The sequence below is a fragment of the Mesorhizobium sp. WSM3864 genome, from assembly GCF_002294955.1.
GTDB lineage: Bacteria > Pseudomonadota > Alphaproteobacteria > Rhizobiales > Rhizobiaceae > Mesorhizobium.
In genome coordinates this window covers 196,627-217,217 of sequence record NZ_NSGD01000007.1, presented here as the reverse complement: position 1 = coordinate 217,217, position 20,591 = coordinate 196,627, and the positions used below count along the sequence as shown (strand labels likewise).

Genomic DNA, 20,591 nt, shown 5'->3' with positions numbered 1-20,591 from the left:
GCTTGCCCCGCCCAAAAGAGAATGCCGGTCAGGAGGCTCTCGCCTCCTGGATGCCGATCAGGCGCATATAGGCGGCAAGATAGTCGCGCGCCATCCTGGTGGCTGAAAACCGCTTTTCGAAGACCGTCCTCACCTGCCGTCGGTCAAGTTCGAGCAGGGCCGGCGTTGCAGCGACCGCATCATCGACAGAGTCCACGACAAAGCCGGTCACGCCCTGGTCGATGAGCTCCGGCAGGGCGCCGCAGTTCCAGGCGATTACCGGCGTGCCACAAGCCATCGCCTCGATCGGCGCCAGGCCGAACGGCTCCGGCCAGTCGATGGGAAACAGCAGGCCCGCGGCATTGCCGAGAAACTCGGCCTTCTCGTGTTCCGCGATCTCGCCGACATAGTCGACCCGGTCGCCGTCGATGAGCGCCTCGATCTCGTCGTGAAAATAGGCGCGATCGTCATCGCCGATCTTGGCCGCCAGCTTAAGCCTCAAACCGGAACGCCGCGCGATCTCGATCGCTCGATCCGGGCGCTTGTCGCGAGACAGCCGGCCCAGGAAAGCCAAATAGGGTTCCTCGGCCGAGGGATTGTAGGTGGGCTGATACGCATCGACCGGAATCCCGTGATGGATCGTCGCCAGCCAGTTGGCGTCGGGCAATCCGCGCTTCTGGCTGTGCGAGATGGAGATCATCGGAAAGCGCGGGAAGCGCTTGTAGGCCGGCGCCAGGTCGACATAGTCGAGCCGGCCATGCGGGGTCGTCACCGTTCGCCCCGCCATGTGTTCGAAGAATGGAAAATGCACGAAATGACTGAGATGGAAGTGTATGACGTCGAACTCGTCCGCCCGCTCGCGCACCTGGCAAAGCATCGCCATATGCGCCGCAATCTCGGACTTTTTCGGCCGCGGATCGAGACGGATTGCCTGGTCGCGGCCGGGCACCAGCCGCGCCGAGGTCTCACTGTCGCCGCTGGCGAACAGGGTCACTTCGTGCCCGACTTCCACCAGCGCTTCGGTGAGATAGGACACGATCCGCTCGGTGCCGCCATATAGTTTCGGCGGCACGGATTCGTAGAGCGGCGCGACATGAGCGATGCGCATGGTTCCCTCAAACGGTTGATGGGAACCAAAATGCGTCAGCCGCCAGATCGTTCCTGCCCGATTGTCGCAGGCGAGGCCTCGAGCTTCGGCCAATCAACTCATCCAGTTGCCGCCGTCCACATTGAGCGTCTGCGCCACGACGTAGTCGGCCTCGCTCGATGCCAGGAAGACGGCCGCACCCCGGTAATCGTCGGGATCACCCATGCGCCCCGCCGGCACCGCCAGCCCGACCTGCCGCTTCTTCTCGCCGATCGGCAGGTTCTCGTAACGCGCGAACAGGGCGTCGACCTGGTCCCACATCGGTGTGTCGACCACACCAGGCGCGATGCCGTTGACGTTGATGCCGTGCTTGATCAGCGCAAGGCCGGCCGATTGCGTGATGCTGATTACGGCGGCCTTGGTGGCGCAATAGACGGCGACCAGCGCCTCGCCGCGCCGTCCCGCCTGCGAGGCCATGTTGATGATCTTCCCCTTGCGCCCTTGGGCGACCATGCGCTTGGCCACCGCCTGCAGCGTGAACAACAGCCCTTTCACATTGACCGAGAACTGCAGGTCGAAGCTCTTCTCCGAAATCTCGAGAAGCGGCCCCATGTCGAAGACGGCGGCATTGTTGACCAATATGTCGATCCCGCCATGCGTCCTCGACACCGAAGCGACCATCGCGTCGATCGAGGCGAGGTCGCGCACGTCGAGTTGCAGAGCGGTAGCTTTGCCTTCGAGCTCGCGCGCAAGCGCTTCCGCCTTGTCTACTGCCATATCGGCGATCACGACATGGGCGCCTTCGGCGGCGAAACCGCGCACGATGGCTGCACCGATGCCTTGCGCGCCGCCAGTGACGACGGCGACCTTGTCCTTGAGTTTCATCGCAATTCTCCTGTCTCAGCGCCCTAAGCTCAGCGCCATCTCAGCGTGTGGTATAGCCGCCGTCGATGACTAGCACCGCGCCGGTCACGTAGCTCGAGGCGGGAGAGCACAGGAAAAGTGCGGCCGCCGCAACTTCTTCCGGCTGGCCGACGCGGCCCATCGGCGTCATGCCGCGCCAGATCGGGAACCATTCCGGATTCTCGATGCCGCCGCGCGAAAGGTCCGTTTCGATATAGCCGGGCGCGACGGCGTTGACGCGGATGTTATCGGCCGCCACCTCGCTGGCGAGGCTCTTGGTCATCATGTGCACCGCCGCCTTGGAACTGTTATAGGCAACCTGGTTCTGGGGAATGTTGGAGACGATGCCGGAAATCGAGCCGACATTGAGGATCGCGCCGCCTCCCTGGCGCCGCATCGGAGCCAGCGCCGCCCGGCAGCAGCGGAAGACGGCATCGACATTGATTCCCATCGTCTGCCGCCAGATGTCCTCCGGATAGTCGCCGCTGTCGCCATGGATGGCGATGCCGGCGCTATTGACCAGGATGTCGAGGCGGCCGGCCTTGGCGAGCGTGTCGGCGACCAGCCTGTCCGGCGCTTTCTCGTCCAGCATCTCGGCGGCGTGAAAGTCGAAGGCGAGGCCCGCGAGTTCCTGCCGCGCATCATCCTTCATCGTCCGGCCCGCAACGACGACGCGTGCGCCGGCTTCGCCGAGCGCCTTCGCGATGGCGAGGCCGATGCCGCGCGTGCCGCCGGTCACCAGCGCGACCCTGTCGTCCAGTCGGAAGCGGTCGAGGATCATGGCGGCGGTTCCGTTTTGCGAGGGCCGGTCGGCGAGCCGCTCAGATGTCCACGCTCTGCGGCAGGATGACGAGGTCGCGAATGGTGATGTTGCGCGGTCGCGTCAGCATGAACAGCACGGCGTCCGCCACTTCCTTCGCCTCCATCAGGCTGCCGGCGGCGAGCGCTTCTTCCATCTTGGCCTTTGGCCAGTCGCTGAGCAGCGCCGTCACCACCGGACCGGGAGCGACTGCACCGACGCGAATGCCGTGCTTCAGCACCTGGCGCCGGACCGTATGGACGAACGCCTGCACGGCGAATTTCGAAGCGGTGTAGATCGGCTCCCAGACCACCGGAACGAAGCCGGCCACCGAACTGGTGACGATGATGTCGCCGCTCTGCTTTTCGATCATGTGCGGCAGCACGGCGTGCACCGTGCGGAACACGGCGTTGACGTTGAGGTTGAGCATCCTATCCCACTGATCGGGGTCGCCCGATGCCACCTCCCCGCCGACATAGGCGCCGGCATTGGCGTGGAAGATGTCGAGTTGGCCCGCTCTTTCGAGGATCTCGGGCATCATGCGGTTGACGCTCGCCGGATCGAGCAGGTCGGTGACAACCGCATAAGCATTGTCGCCGAGCTCCGCGACAAGTTCCTGAAGCCGGTCCTCGGCCCGGTCGACTAGGAAGACCTTTGCGCCGGCGGCGAGCATGGTGCGGGCGCATTCCAGCCCGATGCCCGAGGCAGCGCCAGTGATTGCGGCAACCTTGCCGGAAAGACTATCAGACATTGCGATCCTCTTCGATAAGCCGTCAGGCGCGGCCGTGTGAGACACGCGAGCGGCGGGCGAGAGAATCGACGATGACCGCGATCGCCAGCACGCAGCCGGTGATCATGTACCGGAGCGAGGATGACAGATCGAGCAGCGTCAGGCCGCTTGCGATGGATTGGATGACGATGATGCCGAGCAGCGCCGAATAGGCGCTGCCGCGGCCGCCGAACAGGCTGGTGCCGCCGATGACGGCCGCCGCGATGGCGTTGAGATTGACGTCGCCGGTGCCGGCCTGCTGGCTGGCGGTTGCCAGGCGTGCCGCCGAGAGCAGGCCGCCCGTCGCCGCCAGCGTGGCGCAGAGCGCGAAGGCGCTGGCGTAGATCAGCCGGAGATTGATGCCGGCGCGACGCGCCGCTTCGCGGTTGCCGCCGACAGCGGTCATCGAGCGGCCCCATTGGGTGCGCTTCAGCGCATAGTTCATCGCCACCACCAGGCCGACGAACAACGCGAACATCCAGGGCACGCCGCGCGACAGATTGAGGTAGTAAGCCACCAGTTCGAGCGCGACCGTGATCGCGACGGCCTGGAGCAGCAGCCCGCCGAGCGAACGCGATGACAGGCCGGCGGCCTGGCGGCGTTGCGCCTTGCGATAGCCGAGAGCCAGGGCAAGCAGGCCGGGCACGACGGCCAAAGTGTGCGCCACCCAGTGCGGCATCACGAGCAGCTGTCCGAAATTCACCAGCGGCGAATCGTAAGGCAGGTTGATCGAGCCCGTCGGGCCGAGGATGTAGAGCTGCAATCCCAGGAAGGCGAGCAGGCCCGACAGCGTCGAGACGAAGCTTGGCATGCCGAGCCTATTGAGCAGCAGCGCGTAGACGCAGCCGGTCACGAACCCGACCGCCATCGCCGCCAGCATGGCAAGCGCGACCGGCCAGCCCCACTGCACCCACAGCACGCCGAGCAGCGCGGAGGCCAGGCCGCTGACGGACCCGACGGACAGGTCGATCTCGCCAACCATCAGCACGCAGACGATGCCGAGCGAGATGATGCCGACGGTCGAGCAGTCGAACAAAAGATTGACCAGATTGTTCGGCGACAGGAATACCGGGTTGAGCGTCTGGAAGATGGTGCAGATCAAAACCAGCCCGACCACCACGGGCAGCGAGCCGAGATCGCCGGAGCGGACGCGGTCGAGGAAGCCCCTGATGGCGCCCTTCGCGCCGCTGCGATCCTTCAGCCGTTCGTCGCTGCGATCGAGCAGCGCGCCGGGATTGCGGTCGGACGCCGTGGTCATGGCTGTTCTCCTTGCGCCTTCTCGGCCGTGCGCCTGCCGCGCCGCGAGACCGCATTGTCGTCGGCGCCGGTGATCGCGGTGACCAACTCCTGATTGGAGGCGCCGGGCAGGAAGATGCCGTTGTTGCGGCCGAGCCTCAGCACCACGATGCGGTCGGCCACGGCGCGCACGTCCTCCATGTTGTGGCTGATCATGACGACGCCCAGCCCGCGATCCCGCACGCGCTCAATGAGGTTCAGCACTTCGGCGGTCTGCGCGACGCCGAGTGCGGCGGTGGGCTCGTCGAGGAGGATCACGCGCGGCTCCATCAGCAGCGAGCGGGCGATCGCCACCGTCTGCCGCTGCCCGCCCGACAGCGACGCCACCGGCTCGCGTACGCTGGGAATCCGCGCCGAGAGCTCGTTGAGCAGTGTCCAGGCGCGGACCTCCATCGAGACCTCGTCGAGGCGAAGCGGATGAAGCTCGCGGCCGAGAAAGATGTTGGCCACGACGTCGAGGTTTTCGCAGAGCGCGAGATCCTGGAAGACGGTGGCGATGCCGAGCTTCAGCGCCGCGGCGGGATTGGCAAGCGTCACCGGCTGGCCATCGAAAGTGATCGAGCCGGAGCTCGGCATGTGCGCGCCGGCCAGGATTTTCACCAGCGTCGACTTACCGGCGCCGTTGTCGCCAACCAGGGCGACGATTTCTCCGGCATTGATGTCGAGATCGACGTCGGTGAGAGCCGACACCGCGCCGAAATTCTTTGAGATGCCGCGCAGGCTAAGCACCGGCGGACGGCTCGTCGTGGGCGGTGCGTCGGGTATTGCCATTGCGTGTCTCTCTTCCCGCGTTTTGGTCGATATGTCCGGCCGCCAGGAGGGAGCGGCCGGACACACCCGACTCTCAGCCCTGACGGGCCAGCCGAGCATATCGCAGGCGACGCGGCTGCGCCGCATCGCTGTTGGAGACGATACGGCTCCGCCGCCTCGCTCCTAGAAGACGATGCACCTTGGGCCGCATCGCTTCTGGCAGACGATGCGGCTTCAGCCGCATCGCTTTGGGAGACGATGCGGCTTCAGCCGCATCGCTCCTTATTGAATGCCGAGCTTCTTGCAGCCTTCGGCGTAGCGGTCGGTGCAGAGCTGGGCTGCGGTCTGGATCTTCTTGTCGATGATCTCGGCCTTCAGATTCTCCTGCGTCACCACCGCCGGCACGAAGAGTTGCGAGGGCGTATCGTAGAGCGTTGTCTCGGCTTTCGGCGTCTCGCCCTTGAGAAGTTGTACAGCAACGTTTGCCGCCGCCGCGGCGACGATTTCGCTCGGCTTGGAGATAGTGTTGTACTGGTCGCCGGCAATGATGAGCTGCAAGGCGGCGATCGTCGCGTCGTTGCCCGTCACCGGCGGCACCGGATCGACGCCGGCTGCCTTGAAGGCGGCAATAGCGCCGCCGCCCGTGCCGTCATTGGCGGCGACCACGCCGACAATCTTGTTGCCGAAGCGCGCGATCTGTCCCGCCGCCCATTGCTGGGCATTCGATGGCGCCCAGTTCGGCGTGTCAAATTCGGCGAGCGTCTTGTAGCTGCCGGTCTTGAGACCCTCATGGATGCCGTCCTTGATCAGGCCCGCCGCGGCGTCGGTCGGCGAGCCGTTGATCTGCAGCACGCCGACGTCGCCGTCGCTCGACACGCCCTTGGCCTTGAGATGCTCGACCAGCGAGGCGGCGATCGCCTTGCCGATGGCCTTGTTGTCGAACGATACATAGAAATCGGCCTTGGCCGTGGGGATCGGACGGTCATAGGCGATCACCTTGACGCCCTGAGCCTGCGCATTGTGCACCAGCGAGGCCGCCGCCGCGGAATCGACCGGGTCGAGCACGACAACCTTCGCGCCCTGAGTGATGACGGAGTTGAACTGCTGCTGTTGCTTGGTGACGTCGGCGTCGGCATTGAGATAGAGCACCTTGCAGCTGTCGCAAAGCTTCTTCATTTCAGCGACGAAGCCCGGATGATCATGCTCTTCGTAACGCGTCGAGCCCTGGTCGGGCATCAGGAACGCGACCGTGGAGCCGGCGATATCCTGCGCATTGGCAAAAGTCGCCCCGAGAGCGAGGCTCGAGACGGCCATCGCGGCTGCTGTCAATCTGGACACGTATCTGGACATAAGGTCTTCTCCAATTCCCATTGTGTGATCTAAACGGACTTCGACATCGAGCCGCGGATGCTGCTCGCGCGCCCGATTGGAAGTCCAGTGAACTCGTGCAGCAGCCTCACGGCTTCCTCCCGCTGGCATGACACGAGGAAATACTCGTCCATCGCTGGTTCGCTTGCGCGACCCACCGCTTCGTCCTGGTTCTTGTCTAAGGCTTGTTTCTCCTCCCGAACTCCTTTCTATGCGGCGCGCGCGGCCGCGAAATTATCCGCAACCAATCTCCTGAACTGCGAGGGCGGCATGCCCTTCTCGGCCAGGAACTGGCGATTGAAGTTCGACAGATTGTTGAAGCCGACCTCGAAGCAGATGTCTGAGATCTGCGCCTCTTCGTCGCTCATCAGGATCTGGCAGGCGAGATTGATGCGCAGCCGCTTGATGTACTGCAGCAGCGACATGCCGGTATGCTTGCGAAACGAGCGCGAGAAGGCGCTCGGCGTCTGTCCCGCGATTGCCGCCAGATCGCCTTCGTTGAATTGCTGGGTCAGGTTCTCGCGGATATAGGCGAGCGCCTGGTTCATGCCCGCAGACATGTATCCGGACGGGTCCGGCAGATAGTTCTCGCTGGCGAGCACGCGCGGCGTAGTTTCGCGGCTCAGCGCCTCCATGATCGACATGAACAGGCTGATCCGGTGAACGCCGTAAGCATGCGTGATCTCCGCCAGCAACGGCATGACCGCCCTGCTCACACTGGCGCTGAACAGGACGCCGCGCCGCGCGAGCTCGAGCAGTGGCGAGACCGCGCCAAGCTCGGGAAAAGTGGCGATCGCGCCGCCGATGAATTCCTCGCTGAACTGGACCAGCCTGCAGCGCAGCGGAACTGACTGACCTTCCGGAACCTCGCTGATCCAGTTGTGCGGCAGGTTCGGACCGGTGAGAACGAGGTTGCCGACCTCGAACTCGCCGATGAAGTCGCCGACGAAATAGCGGCCCTTGGTCGCCACGATCTGGTGCAGTTCGTATTCCGGATGAAAATGCCAGCGCACCGTATGGTAGGGATAGCCATGCCACCTCACCGCGAACGACTCGCCAGGCCTTATCTGTATGACTTCCAGATCGGGTCCCATCGATTCCTCCCGCAGGCTGTGCCAGCCTTCGAACCGCGGCCGTTTGTTCCGGCTCATCTAGGGTCAGGATAGCGGCGGCCAAGGATGTCCGCCACCTCGCCACGCCGCGCCTACTGATACGTTTTTGACCTTTTTGACCCAGCGAAAAACCTCCCTTCGAAAATTAGAAGCTTCGAATATCGGCGACTGGCCCGCGGCCATTGGGCGTGGGAAAGTCGCCGCGGACCACGCTATCGCATTGCACAATTCCGGCCGGGCTGCACAATAGGAAGCATGTCCGCTGGTTCGTTGACCATCCTTGTTATCGACGAGAACCGCATCCGCGCCTCGACCATCGAGGCCGGATTGCGGGACGCCGGCCATCGCCATGTCACCGTTGTTCATGACGTGGCCGGCATTGCCAAGCGCATCGCCGAGATCGAGCCGGATGTCATCGTCATCGATCTCGAAAACCCCAACCGCGACATGCTTGAGAACATGTTCCAGCTTTCGCGAGCGGTGAAACGGCCGATCGCTATGTTCGTCGACCGCTCCGACCGGGCCTCGATCGAGGCGGCGGTCGAAGCCGGCGTGTCCGCCTATGTGGTCGACGGGCTGAAGAAGGAGCGCATCAAGCCGATTCTCGACATGACGATCAGCCGCTTCAACGCCTTCTCGCGCATGGCGCGCGAACTGGAGGAGGCGCGCAGCGAGCTCGAGAACCGCAAGGTCGTCGATCGCGCCAAAGGCATATTGATGAAATCGCGCGGCTTGAGCGAGGAGGCCGCCTACGCGCTTCTGCGCAAGACCGCCATGAACCAGAACCGCAAGATCGCCGACATCGCCCAGAGCCTGGTGACGGCGGCGGGATTGCTGGGACCGCTGGAGGGCGAATGAGCAAGACTGCGGCGCACGAGATCACCGCCGGCTTCATGCCGCTCTTCGACAGCGCCGTCCTTGTAGCGGCCGGCGAGATGGGCTTTGCCGCCCGCGAAGGCATCGAGCTCAAGCTGCATCGCGAGACCTCGTGGGCCAACATCCGAGACCGCATCGCCATCGGCCATTTCGATGTGGCACATATGCTCGGGCCGATGCCGCTCGCCTGCAGCCTCGGCCTCACGCCGCTTGCCTCGGAGACCATAGTGCCCTTCTCGCTCGGGCTTGGCGGCAACTGCATCACCGTCTCCAATGCGGTGTGGCAAGGCATGGCGGCGCACGGGGCCGCGCCCGACCTCGATCCGGGACGCGCTGGCACGGCGCTTGGCGCGCTGATCCGCGAGCGGGCGGCCGCCGGCCGCGAGCCTTTGCGTTTCGCCGTCGTCCATCCGCATTCCGGGCATAATTACGAGCTGCGCTACTGGCTCGCCGCCTGCAGCATCGATCCCGACCGCGATGTCGAGATCGTCATCGTGCCGCCGCCCTTCATGGCCGATGCGCTCTCCGCCGGCCGCATCGACGGCTATTGCGTCGGAGAGCCCTGGAACAGTGCCGCCGTCGCCGCCGGCACCGGCCGCATCGTCACCGTCAAGGCGCTGCTGTGGCGCAACAGCCCGGAAAAGGTGATCGGCGCGCGCAGAAGCTGGGCCGAGGAAAACCCCGACGCGCTGGCGGCGCTGCTGAGAGCGCTGCATCACTCCGCGCGCTGGTGCCAGGATCCGGTGAACCGCGGCGCGCTGGCCGCGCTGATGGCCAAGCCTGCGTTCCTCGGGCAGCCGGAGGCGATCCAGATGCCGGCACTCACCGGGCGACTTCAGCTCGGCGGCGGCCCGGAGCGCAGCGTTGAGGCTTTCTTCCTGCCCTTCGACAAGGCGGCGAACTTTCCCTGGAAGAGCCATGCGCTCTGGTTCTACACGCAGATGGTGCGCTGGGGACAATTGCCGCATACGCCGCAAAACCTGGCGATCGCCCGCGACTGCTACCGGCCCGATCTCTACCGCTCGGCGCTGAAGCCGCTCGGCGTGGCCCTGCCCGGCGCCAACGCCAAAGTGGAAGGCGCGCTGAAGACCGCGACGCCGGTCGGCTCGGCCGGGGCGAGCCTTGTGCTCGGCCCGGACGGATTCTTCGACGGCCAGATCTTCGATCCCGATCGGATCGATGCTTACATCGCGGCCCAGAATCGCGACTGATCATTTGCGCGCCATTCTTGTGCATTGCACAAAATTTGTGCGCCCTGCCCGCTCCGTTGATCAACGTTTGACCGTGTCTCGGCTCGGCCGGGCCGGTGCCTGAAGCGCCTACCGCTTTGATTTTTCTGGAAATCCGTCTTCCACGCAAAACTGGCACGCTTCGTGCTTTAAGATAATCGCGCCCCTCGCGGGCAATAGAACAGGCGTCCAATGGCGGGCGCCACAGGCAAAGCTGCCGCTCAGGTCGACGCGCGATCCCGGATGTACGGACGCGACAGGCCTGGTCGGCAGCTTTTTTGTTTTGGACCGAAACGCAATCGAAGGCGCCGATCCCAGGCGGCGCCGAACGGAGACGACGATGACGAAACGGATCGGAATTGGCGCTTCCCTGATGGATTTCACCCGCCGCGATTTCCTGGCGAGCAGCATCCTGACGGCGGTGCTGTTCGCCGCCGCGCTTCTGCTGTTTCCCACCAATCACGACAGAGAGGCCAAGGGTCCGCAAGTGACCGCGCAGGTCCCAGCCTCGGCGCGCTGACCGATGCCGAGCCTTTGATCAACACAACACGCGGTGTCTCCCACGCCGCAAACGGAGCCGACCATGACCGCAAACCTCCAAGCCGCGCCCAGTCAGGACAGTAGCTCCCGGCAGGCGCTCCTCATCTCCACCATCGCCTTCACCGTCTGCTTCGCGGTGTGGACGATCTTCTCCATCATCGGCGTGCGTATAAAGCAGGAGCTCGGGCTGAACGAGACCGAGTTCGGATTGCTGGTCGGCACGCCGATCCTCACCGGCTCGCTCGTGCGCATGGTGCTCGGCGTCTGGACCGACCGCTACGGCGGCAGGCTGGTTTACACCATGACCATGCTCGCGGCCGCGGTCGCGACCTTCCTGCTCGCCTTTGCACATACCTATGAGCAGATGCTGGTGGCGGCGCTCGGCGTCGGGCTTGCCGGCGGCTCCTTCGCGGTCGGCGTCGCCTATGTCTCGCGCTTTTTCCCCGCGCGCAAACAAGGCACGGCTCTCGGCATCTTCGGCGTTGGCAATGTCGGCGCCGCGGTCACCAAGTTCCTGGCGCCGCTCGTGCTGATTGCCTGGGGCTGGCAGTCGGTCGCGCTGATCTGGGCCGCGGCGCTGGTTGTCATGGCCGGCGTGTTCTGGTTCACGACCAGCGACGATCCGGTCATCCGCGAGCGCCGCGCCGGTAAGGCAGTACCGGCGAGAAGCTTCTGGCAGGAATTCGCGCCGCTGAAGAACCTGCAGGTCTGGCGCTTCGCCTTCTACTACTTTTTTTCCTTCGGTGCGTTCGTGGCGCTGTCGCTCTGGCTGCCGCGCTATCTGATCGGCGTCTATGGCTTCGGCATCGCCACCGCCGGCATGATCGGGGCCGCCTACTCGATCCCTGCAAGCATTTTCCGCGCTTATGGCGGCGTGCTTTCCGACCGCATCGGCGCCCGTACCGTGCTCTATTGGACCTTCACCGTCTGTGCCGTCGCGACCCTCGTTCTGTCTCTCCCGTCGGCAGATTACGTCGTGCGCGGCATCAGCGGGCCGATCCCGTTCCATGTCGAGATCGGCCCGCTCGCCTTCATCGCCGTCGCCTGCGTGCTCGGCTTCTTCATGAGCCTCGGCAAGGCCGCCGTCTACAAGCACATCCCCGTCTACTACCCGCAGAGCGTCGGCGCGGTCGGCGGGGTGGTGGGCATGATCGGCGGCCTCGGCGGCTTCATCCTGCCGATCGCCTTCGGCGCGCTGAACGACCTCACCGGCGTCTGGTCGAGCTGCTTTATGCTGCTCTTCGTCATCGTGGTCTCGTGCCTTCTCTGGATGCACGCCACCATCCGCCGGATCGAGCGCGCGGCCGCCGTAAAGCCCGCGCCCCTCACCTACGCCGCCGAATAGATCGGAGCTGACCGGACATGAGCGAGAAACTCGTCATCATCGGCAACGGCATGGCCCCCGGCAGGATGCTCGAGCACCTGCTGGAAGCCGCACCCGACCGCTACGCCGTCACCATCTTCAATGCCGAGCCACGCGTGAACTACGACCGCATCATGCTGTCGCCGGTGCTTTCGGGCGAGAAGGAGTTCGAGGAAATCGTCATCCATGGCGACGGCTGGTACATCAAGCACGGCATCACCCTCTACAAGGGGCACAGGATCGTCGCCATCGACCGTGAAGCGAGGACCGTCACCTCGGACCACGGCGTGACCGAAGGCTACGACAGGCTGATCATCGCCACCGGCTCGGTGCCGTTCATCATCCCGGTGCCGGGCAAGGACTTGCCGGGCGTGCTCAGCTACCGCGATCTCGACGATGTCAACGCCATGCTGCTTGCCGCGCAGTCGCGCGCCAAGGCGATCGTCATCGGCGGCGGCTTGCTCGGCCTGGAAGCGGCGGCCGGTCTGAAAGAGCGCGGCATGGATGTGACCGTCCTCCACGTCATGCCGACACTGATGGAGCGCCAGCTCGATCCGGCTGCCGGCTATCTGCTGCAGAAGGCGGTCGAGGCGCGCGGCATCAAGGTCATGACCAAGGCCAACACCAAGGCCATTGTCGGCAATGGCAAGGTCGAGGGCGTCGAGCTCATGGACGGCACGATCATTCCGGCGACGCTGGTCGTGATGGCGGTCGGCATCCGCCCGAATATCGCGCTGGCCAAGGACGCAGGGCTGGAAGTCAATCGCGGCATCGTCGTCGACGACCGCATGCAGACATCCGATCCGGCGATCATGGCGCTCGGCGAATGCGCCGAGGTCGGCGGCCATGTCTACGGGTTGGTCGCGCCCCTCTACGAGATGGCCCGCGTGGCGGCGGCCGGGCTGGCGAACGGCGAGGACAGGCGCTTCGTCCATTCCGACACGCCGACCAAGCTCAAGGTCACCGGCATCGACCTTTATTCGCTCGGCGACTTTGCCGACGGCGACGACCGCGAGGAGATCATCCTGCGCGACGCATCGGCCGGCATCTACAAGCGAGTCGTGCTGCAGGACAACCGCATCATCGGCACGGTGCTGTTCGGCGAGACCGCCGACGGCGCCTGGTTCAACGATTTGAAGAAGAAGGCGACCGACATCTCGGAGATGCGCGACACGCTGATCTTCGGCCAGGCATTCCAGGGAGGCGCTTCCTCGGACCCTTTGGCGGCCGTTGCGGCACTGGCGGATGATGCGGAAATCTGCGGCTGCAACGGCGTCTGCAAGGGAAAGATCACCGGCGCGATCACCGGCAAAGGGCTGACCGGGCTCGACGACGTGCGCGCCCACACCAAGGCCTCGGCTTCGTGCGGCTCGTGCACGGGTCTCGTCGAACAACTCCTGAAACTCACGCTGGGCGAGGCCTACAATCCGGCGGCCGTGCAGCCCATGTGCGGGTGCACGAGCCTCGGTCATGACGACGTGCGGCGCCTGATCAAGGCCAAGGGGTTGAAAACGATACCGGCCATCATGCAGGAGCTCGAATGGAAGACCTCCTGCGGCTGCGCGAAGTGCCGGCCCGCGCTCAACTACTATCTGGTCTGCGATTGGCCGGACCAATATGCCGACGACTATCAGTCGCGCTTCATCAACGAGCGTGTGCACGCCAACATCCAGAAGGACGGCACCTATTCGGTCGTGCCGCGCATGTGGGGCGGCGTCACCAGCGCGAGCGAATTGCGCGCCATCGCCGACGTGGTCGATAAGTTCGACATTCCGACCGTGAAGGTGACCGGCGGCCAGCGCATCGACATGCTTGGCATCCGCAAGGAGGACCTGCCTGCGGTATGGGCCGATCTCGGCAAGGCTGGCTTCGTCTCAGGTCATGCCTATGCCAAGGGCCTGCGCACGGTCAAAACCTGCGTCGGCTCCGACTGGTGCCGCTTCGGCACGCAGGATTCGACGGGGCTGGGCATCCGCATCGAGAAGTTCATGTGGGGCTCCTGGACCCCAGCCAAGGTGAAGATGGCGGTCTCGGGATGCCCGCGCAATTGCGCGGAAGCGACCTGCAAGGATGTCGGCGTGGTCTGCGTCGACTCTGGCTACGAGATCCACTTCGCTGGCGCCGCCGGCCTCGACATCAAGGGGACCGAAGTGCTCGGCCTGGTGAAGACCGAGGACGAAGCGCTGGAGGTGATCGTGGCGCTTGTCCAGATGTATCGCGAGCAGGCCCGCTACCTCGAGCGCATCTACAAATGGGCCAAGCGCGTCGGTACCGCCGAGATCAAAAAGCAGATCCTGGATGACGTGGAGAAGCGCCGCGCTTATTTCGAGCGCTTCGTCTTTTCGCAGAAATTCGCGCAGGTCGACCCGTGGTCCGAACGCGTCTCCGGCAAGGACAAGCACGAGTTCCGGCCGCTGGCCTCGGTCGGGTTCGCCGAGGCGGCCGAGTGATGGAGAAGTTCGCGCCATCCTGGACGCTCGCCTATCAAGCAAACACGGGAGTGTCCCAATGAACTGGATCGCAATCGGGTCCGTTTCCGACGTCCCTCGCCGCGGCGCGCGTTGCGTGGCCACCCCGCAAGGCAAGATCGCTGTTTTCCGCACCGCGGATGACAAGGTCTTCGCCATCGAAGACCATTGCCCGCACAAAGGCGGGCCGCTCAGCCAGGGCATTGTCCATGGCGCGGCGGTGACCTGCCCGCTGCACAATTGGGTGATCTCGCTGGAGACCGGCAAGGCGCTCGGCGCCGACGAAGGCTCGGTTAGGACGATCCCGGTCAGGATCGAAGGCGAACGGCTGTTCATTGCGCTCGAACCGTTGGCCTCGAAAGCGGCCTGAGCCATGGAAGAAGCACGCGAGGTGAGGACCACCTGCCCCTATTGTGGGGTGGGGTGCGGCGTGGTGGCCGAGATCGCCGCGGGTGGCAAGGCAACCGTCCGCGGCGATCCCGAGCACCCGGCCAATTTCGGCCGCCTTTGCTCTAAGGGTGCCGCGCTTGCCGAGACGCTCGGCCTCGATGGCCGCTTGCTTCAGCCGGAAATCCAAGGCAGGCAGACGAGTTGGGACGAAGCGCTCGACCTCGTCGCCGCGAAATTCTCGGACGCGATTGCCGAGCATGGGCCGGACTCGGTCGCCTTCTATGTCTCCGGCCAGTTGCTTACCGAAGATTACTACGTCGCCAACAAGCTGATGAAAGGCTTCATCGGCTCGGGCAATATCGATACCAATTCGCGGCTGTGCATGGCGTCGTCGGTCGCCGGCCACCGCCGCGCTTTCGGCGAGGACATCGTTCCCGGTGTCTATGAGGATTTCGAGCACGCCGATCTGATCGTGCTCACCGGCTCCAACACCGCATGGTGCCACCCCGTGCTCTACCAGCGCATGCTCGCGGCGCAGCGCGAACGCGGAACCAGGATCGTCGTCATCGATCCGCGCCGCACCGCCACGGCCGACGAATGCGACCTGCACCTGGCGCTTGATCCGGGCACGGACGTGCTCTTGTTCAACGGCCTTCTGGCGCATCTCGTCCAGAGCGGAAAGATCGACGCGGATTTCATCCGCACCAGCACATCGGGCTTCGAAGCCGCTGCCGCGCTGGCCGGTGCCGATGCGCCGTCGGTCGCGCGCGTCACAAAAGGCTGCGGGCTGGTGGCCACGGATGTCCAGGCCTTTTATGAGATCTTCGCCGGCACCGAACGGACGGTCACCGTCTACAGCCAGGGCGTCAACCAGTCGGCACATGGAACCGACAAGGTCAGCGCCATCCTCAACTGCCACCTCGCCACCGGCCGCATTGGCAAGCCAGGCATGGGGCCGTTCTCGGTCACGGGCCAGCCGAACGCCATGGGCGGCCGCGAGGTGGGGGGCCTCGCCAACCAACTTGCCGCGCACATGGACTTCGCGGATCAGGCCGCTGTCGAGCGGGTCTCCCGCTTCTGGAAGGCGCCCGGAATCGCGCGACGCGGCGGGCTGAAGGCCGTGGACATGTTCCAGGCGGTTGCCGACGGCCGCATCAAGGCGCTGTGGATCATGGGTACTAATCCCGCGGTGAGCATGCCGGACGCGTCGCGCGTGCGCGCCGCCCTGTCCAAATGCGATTTCGTCGCGGTTTCGGATGTGACCCGCACCGACACCACGCGCTATGCCGATGTGCTGCTGCCCGCCGCTGCCTGGGGCGAGAAGGACGGCACGGTCACAAATTCGGAACGGCGCCTCTCGCGTCAGCGGCCGTTCGTGCCGTCGCCGGGCGAAGTGAAAGCCGATTGGCGCATCATCTGCGAGGTCGCCGCGCGCATGGGCTTCGGCGATGCTTTTGCCTACCAGACGCCGGCGGAAATCTTCCGCGAGCATGCCGCGCTCTCGGCTTTCGAGAACAATGGGGGGCGCTTGTTCGATCTGGGCGGCCTGACGGATATCAGCGATGCGGGCTATGCCGGCTTCGCGCCGCGCCACTGGCCGGCACCAGAACCGCGCGAGTACCAGACGAGATTGTTTGCGGACGGTCGTTACCCGACACCGGACGGCCGTGCGCATTTCGTGCCGGTGCGGCAGGAGGCGACGGCGTTTACGGTCGATGCGGACTATCCGCTTGCGCTGAACACGGGCCGGTTGCGCGACCAATGGCACACCATGACGCGTACCGGCACCGTGCCGCGCCTGATGGCCAACGCGCCGGAACCGGCGGTCGACCTCAATCCGGCGGATGCGGCCGCGCACCAGCTCAAGGATGGTGACCTTGCCCATCTGTCGACGCGCTTCGGTTTCGTGCGCGCGAGAGTACGTGTGACCAACGCGCAGCGGCGCGGCCATGCCTTCATGCCCATGCATTGGAGCGGCCAGTTCGCGGCCAGGGCCGCCGCCGGCCTGCTGTCCTCGCCTGTCACCGACCCGCATTCCGGCCAGCCGGAACTGAAGCATGTCCCAGTCAGAATCGTGCGCGAAAACACTGGATGGGCCGGCGTGCTCATCACGCGGCGCGACCTCAGGCCGACCGGTTTCGTCCACTGGAGCCGCTACGCGGTCGAAGGCGGCTGGGTCTACGAACTGACGGGGACCGAACCGCCGGACCAGGGCATTCTTCTGGCGCGCAAGCTGCTCGGCGTTCAACGGCAGGATCAACTGCTCGAATACACCGATCGCCGCGGGCTCGCTTATCGCGCCGCTGCGATCGACGAAGGCGGCGCCATGGCTGAGGCCGTGCTGGTCGCCGCTCCAGACCAGTTGCCGACGCGGGACTGGCTGGTCTCGCTGCTGGCCACCCGCCAGCCGCTGTCGCCAGCCGATCGCCATGCGCTTCTTTCCGGGCGTTCACCAGCGCCGATGCCCGCCATCGGGCGGGTCGTGTGCTCATGCTTCCACATCGGCGTCAACCAGCTCGCTTCGGCGGTCGCTGCGGGCTGCGACAGTCTGGAGGCGATCGGCTCGACGCTGCGCGCCGGAACCAACTGCGGGTCGTGCCGCTCGGAGATAAGGGCGATCATCGACGCCCGGCACGTTCAGGCCGCCGAGTGAAATTCTCCCGAACCGTTCAGATCACCGCTTCTTCCAGGAATGGTTCATTGCGCGGGATGCGCTCGTAGCAGAACGGTGACAGGTCCAGCGTCTGGAAGGCGCCGTGAACGATCAGCTCCGATACCGCCCGGCCGACCGCCGGCGACTGCTGCAGGCCGTGCCCTGAGAAGCCGTTGGCGAACATGAAGTTCTTCACCTCCGGGTGAAAGCCGACGATGCCGTTGTGGTCGAGCATGTTGTATTCGTAGTGGCCGGTCCAACTGGTCTGGACCTTGAGCGCGTCGAAGGCCGGAATGCGGTGCCACAGCGCCGGCCAGATATAGTCGTCGAACTCCTCGAAATGCATTTCGAAATCATCGTAATCGGCCGGCCCGTCGCCCTGCGGCGTGTTGCCGGTGAGGAAGAGCTCGCCTTCCGGGCGCACGAAAGTGCCGGAAAGGTCGATGACGTTGGGCATTCGCCCAGGGATCGGGTTGGCGCTGGCGAAGACGAAGCTGTAGCGCTTGTACGGGGCTACCGGGATGGAAAGGCCGGCCATGGCAGCGACCTGCTGCGCTCGCGGGCCGGCGGCGTTGACCAGGGTTCCGCAAGCGACTGTCTCGCCGGTCGCCAGCCGAGCGGAGACAACCCGCCCATCGACGACATCCAGTCCGGTCACGGCATTGTCGATGTACTCGACCCCGCTGGCGCGGGCGGCGCGGCGGAAGCCGTTCAACATGCCCATGGAATCGAACCAGCCCTCTTCGCGCGCACCCCACGAACCGCCCCCGAGGTCGTCGACATTCAGCCAGGGGAAGCGTTCCTTCAGCGGACCCGGCTCGAGGAAGACGGTGTGGGCGCCGAGGCTGCGCTGCAGCTCGACCCGCTCCTTGGCCGCCTCCACGCCTTCCGGCGAGCAGCAATAGAGATATCCGTGCTCCTTGAAGCCGAGATCGGGCGCCGGCTCGTTCGTGTAGAAGGGCGCCATCCGCTCCTGGAAACCGCGGATGATCTCGATGCCGAACTGGCTGATCTTCACATTGATCGGATTGGAGTATTGCTGGCGGATGGCGCTGGTGGAGAGCGCCGTCGAGGAGAATTCGTAGCTGGAGTCGCGCTCGACCACGAGGATCGAGGCGCCACTGCCCAGCGCCTGGCTCAGCCAATAGGCCGTCGACGAGCCGATGACCGCGCCGCCGACGATGACGATGTCGTAGGCGTTGCGCGAAGGTGGTTTGTAAGCGGGGATCGCCACGGCCGTCTCCCGAGTCTAGTGGTTGAAGGACGCAATCAGGGCGTCCGAGCCTCGCGCCAACAGGCCGAGGTCGGAACCGACGGCAACCATGGTGAAGCCTTCGGCGAAATAGCGGTCAGCGTCGGCCTTCACGGGAGCCAAAATCCCGCTCGCCTTGCCTGCCGCGGCCGTGGCCTTGCGCACGGAAGCGATCGCTTCCTGCACATGCGCAGCGCCGGGATTGCCCATCGCGCCCATATTCGTGGAAAGATCGCCGGGCCCGACAAACAGAACGTCCACGCCATCCACCGCTGCGATCTCAGCCGCATTGGCGACGCCGGCCGCGTCCTCGATCTGCACCGCCAACAACTGCTGCTCGCGCGCTTTCGCATGATACCCGGCGATGCGGCCGAAGGCGTTGGCGCGATGGCCGACCGAGAAGCCGCGGAAGCCGCCCGGAGCATAGGTCATCGCCGCGACGATTGCGCGCGCCTGGTCCGGCGTGCGCACATTCGGAATCATCAGGCTGCGGGCACCGACATCCAGGGCCTGCTTCATCAGGTTGGGATCGTCGGACGGCAGGCGCACCACCGCCTCGCACGGAAATGCCGCCGCGACCTGAAGCTGCGCCATGATGCTGCGCAGATCGTTGGGGCTGTGCTCGCCGTCGATCAGCAGCCAGCCCGCTCCGGAACCAGCCACCACTTCTGTGGTCAGCGCTGAAGCCAGCGAGCACCAGATGCCGATATGAGGCCGGCCGGCCTTAACGGCCGCCTTCAGCGAATTGACGCGCTCTTGCATTTGCGACGGTCTCCAGTGGAAGAGGCATTGAAATTTGTATGATGTCCTATATCATACGCCTCCATTGAGCTGCAAGACGCTCTGGCGAGCACGGGAGTTGCGCATGAAAATCGGTTTCATCGGACTTGGCGTCATGGGCGCGCCCATGGCGCGGCATCTTGCCGATGCCGGGCACGAGATCGTCACGGTGCTCAATCGCTCTCCTCTGCCTGCCGATCTGAAAGCGTCGGTGCTGGCTTCCCCGGCGGAAGTGGCGCGGGTTTGCGAAATCATCATCACCATGCTGCCCGATACGCCCGACGTGGAGCGCGTCCTGCTCGGGCCGGGTGGCGTGCTCGAAGGGATTTCAGCCGGCAAGCTGGTCATCGACATGAGCTCGATCAGCCCGATCGCCACCGCGCAATTCGCGGCGAAGTTCAGGGAAGCGGGAGGCGGCTTCCTCGACGCACCCGTCTCCGGCGGCGAGGTCGGCGCAAAAGCGGCGAGTCTCACCATCATGGTCGGCGGGCCGGCTGCCGAATTCGAGCGCGCGCTGCCCATCTTCGAAAAGCTCGGCAAGAATATCACCCTGATCGGCGAGAAGAACGGCGCCGGCCAGACCTGCAAGATAGCCAACCAGATCATCGTCGCGCTCAACATAGAAGCCGTTGCCGAAGCGCTTGTTTTTGCCAGCAAAGCGGGCTGCGATCCGGCGAAGGTCCGAAGCGCGCTGATGGGCGGCTTCGCCTCGTCCCGCGTGCTCGAAGTGCATGGCGAGCGCATGATCGCCCGCACCTTCGCGCCGGGCTTCCGCATCCGCCTGCACCAGAAGGATCTCAACCTCGCGCTCGAAAGCGCCCGCGCGTTTGGAGCCGCCCTGCCGAGCACGGCGCTGGCGCAGCAACTGATGAATGCCTGTGCGGCCCGCCCGGGCGGCGCGGAAGCAGACCACTCGTCGCTCGTCCGGGCTCTCGAGGTCCTGAGCGATCATGAACTGTCAAACGGAAAGGAATAAC

18 protein-coding genes are annotated in these 20,591 nt (G+C 64.9%); 8 read left to right on the top strand and 10 right to left on the bottom strand.

Annotated features, from left to right (window positions below; genetic code table 11):
• Positions 1-28 precede the first annotated feature (28 nt).
• The 8 genes from CK215_RS17325 to CK215_RS17290 form a co-directional block, all read right to left on the bottom strand.
• A complete protein-coding gene (locus CK215_RS17325; RefSeq protein WP_095831634.1) occupies positions 29-1,087 on the bottom strand; it encodes a glycosyltransferase family 4 protein in 1,059 nt (352 codons plus the stop codon).
• A gap of 93 nt (positions 1,088-1,180) precedes the next feature.
• Positions 1,181-1,951, bottom strand: coding sequence for an L-iditol 2-dehydrogenase (locus CK215_RS17320; protein WP_095831633.1), 771 nt, complete (start codon positions 1,949-1,951; stop codon positions 1,181-1,183).
• 40 nt (positions 1,952-1,991) lie between these two features.
• Positions 1,992-2,750 carry a glucose 1-dehydrogenase gene (locus tag CK215_RS17315; RefSeq protein WP_095831632.1) on the bottom strand — a complete coding sequence of 253 codons (759 nt, stop codon included), beginning with the start codon at positions 2,748-2,750 and terminating at the stop codon, positions 1,992-1,994.
• Between the two features lie 40 nt (positions 2,751-2,790).
• Positions 2,791-3,519 carry an SDR family oxidoreductase gene (locus CK215_RS17310; protein WP_066992165.1) on the bottom strand — a complete coding sequence of 243 codons (729 nt, stop codon included), beginning with the start codon at positions 3,517-3,519 and terminating at the stop codon, positions 2,791-2,793.
• Between the two features lie 22 nt (positions 3,520-3,541).
• Positions 3,542-4,795: an ABC transporter permease gene (locus CK215_RS17305; protein ID WP_095831631.1), complete on the bottom strand. Its 1,254-nt coding sequence runs from the start codon at positions 4,793-4,795 to the stop codon at positions 3,542-3,544.
• A complete protein-coding gene (locus CK215_RS17300) occupies positions 4,792-5,604 on the bottom strand; it encodes an ATP-binding cassette domain-containing protein (RefSeq protein ID WP_066992159.1) in 813 nt (270 codons plus the stop codon). The genes CK215_RS17305 and CK215_RS17300 overlap by 4 nt, the downstream gene beginning before the upstream one ends.
• A gap of 261 nt (positions 5,605-5,865) precedes the next feature.
• Complete coding sequence (locus CK215_RS17295) at positions 5,866-6,933, bottom strand: sugar ABC transporter substrate-binding protein (protein ID WP_095831630.1); 1,068 nt, start codon at positions 6,931-6,933, stop codon at positions 5,866-5,868.
• A gap of 227 nt (positions 6,934-7,160) precedes the next feature.
• Positions 7,161-8,045 (bottom strand): AraC family transcriptional regulator, encoded by an 885-nt coding sequence (locus CK215_RS17290; protein WP_066992353.1) that lies wholly within the window; start codon positions 8,043-8,045, stop codon positions 7,161-7,163.
• Positions 8,046-8,318: 273 nt separating this feature from the next.
• Here CK215_RS17290 and CK215_RS17285 point away from each other — a divergent pair, with 273 nt between their 5' ends.
• The 7 genes from CK215_RS17285 (at position 8,319) to CK215_RS17255 (ending at position 17,582) form a co-directional block, all read left to right on the top strand.
• Positions 8,319-8,921, top strand: a complete 603-nt coding sequence (locus CK215_RS17285) for an ANTAR domain-containing response regulator (RefSeq protein WP_095831629.1) — start codon at positions 8,319-8,321, stop codon at positions 8,919-8,921.
• Complete coding sequence (locus CK215_RS17280) at positions 8,918-10,150, top strand: CmpA/NrtA family ABC transporter substrate-binding protein (protein ID WP_095831628.1); 1,233 nt, start codon at positions 8,918-8,920, stop codon at positions 10,148-10,150. Before CK215_RS17285 ends, CK215_RS17280 begins: the two co-directional genes overlap by 4 nt.
• 358 nt (positions 10,151-10,508) lie before the next feature.
• On the top strand, positions 10,509-10,688 hold the full coding sequence (locus CK215_RS17275; protein WP_066992350.1) for a hypothetical protein: 180 nt from the start codon (positions 10,509-10,511) through the stop codon (positions 10,686-10,688).
• A 63-nt stretch (positions 10,689-10,751) separates the two neighbouring features.
• A complete protein-coding gene (locus CK215_RS17270; protein WP_095831627.1) occupies positions 10,752-12,053 on the top strand; it encodes a nitrate/nitrite transporter in 1,302 nt (433 codons plus the stop codon).
• Positions 12,054-12,070: 17 nt separating this feature from the next.
• Positions 12,071-14,521 (top strand): nitrite reductase large subunit NirB, encoded by a 2,451-nt coding sequence (gene nirB, locus CK215_RS17265; RefSeq protein ID WP_095831626.1) that lies wholly within the window; start codon positions 12,071-12,073, stop codon positions 14,519-14,521.
• Positions 14,522-14,579: 58 nt separating this feature from the next.
• Positions 14,580-14,909 carry a nitrite reductase small subunit NirD gene (gene nirD, locus CK215_RS17260; RefSeq protein ID WP_066992140.1) on the top strand — a complete coding sequence of 110 codons (330 nt, stop codon included), beginning with the start codon at positions 14,580-14,582 and terminating at the stop codon, positions 14,907-14,909.
• Between the two features lie 3 nt (positions 14,910-14,912).
• On the top strand, positions 14,913-17,582 hold the full coding sequence (locus CK215_RS17255) for a nitrate reductase (RefSeq protein WP_095831625.1): 2,670 nt from the start codon (positions 14,913-14,915) through the stop codon (positions 17,580-17,582).
• Positions 17,583-17,598: 16 nt separating this feature from the next.
• Here the strand turns inward: CK215_RS17255 and CK215_RS17250 are convergent, their stop codons facing one another.
• Both CK215_RS17250 and CK215_RS17245 read right to left on the bottom strand, forming a co-directional pair.
• A complete protein-coding gene (locus tag CK215_RS17250) occupies positions 17,599-18,816 on the bottom strand; it encodes an FAD-dependent oxidoreductase (protein ID WP_095831624.1) in 1,218 nt (405 codons plus the stop codon).
• A 15-nt stretch (positions 18,817-18,831) separates the two neighbouring features.
• Entirely contained in the window at positions 18,832-19,596 is a 765-nt protein-coding gene (locus CK215_RS17245; RefSeq protein WP_095831623.1) for an HpcH/HpaI aldolase/citrate lyase family protein, read from the bottom strand.
• 103 nt (positions 19,597-19,699) lie between these two features.
• Here CK215_RS17245 and CK215_RS17240 point away from each other — a divergent pair, with 103 nt between their 5' ends.
• Positions 19,700-20,590, top strand: a complete 891-nt coding sequence (locus CK215_RS17240) for a 2-hydroxy-3-oxopropionate reductase (protein ID WP_095829412.1) — start codon at positions 19,700-19,702, stop codon at positions 20,588-20,590.
• Position 20,591: the final 1 nt, after the last annotated feature.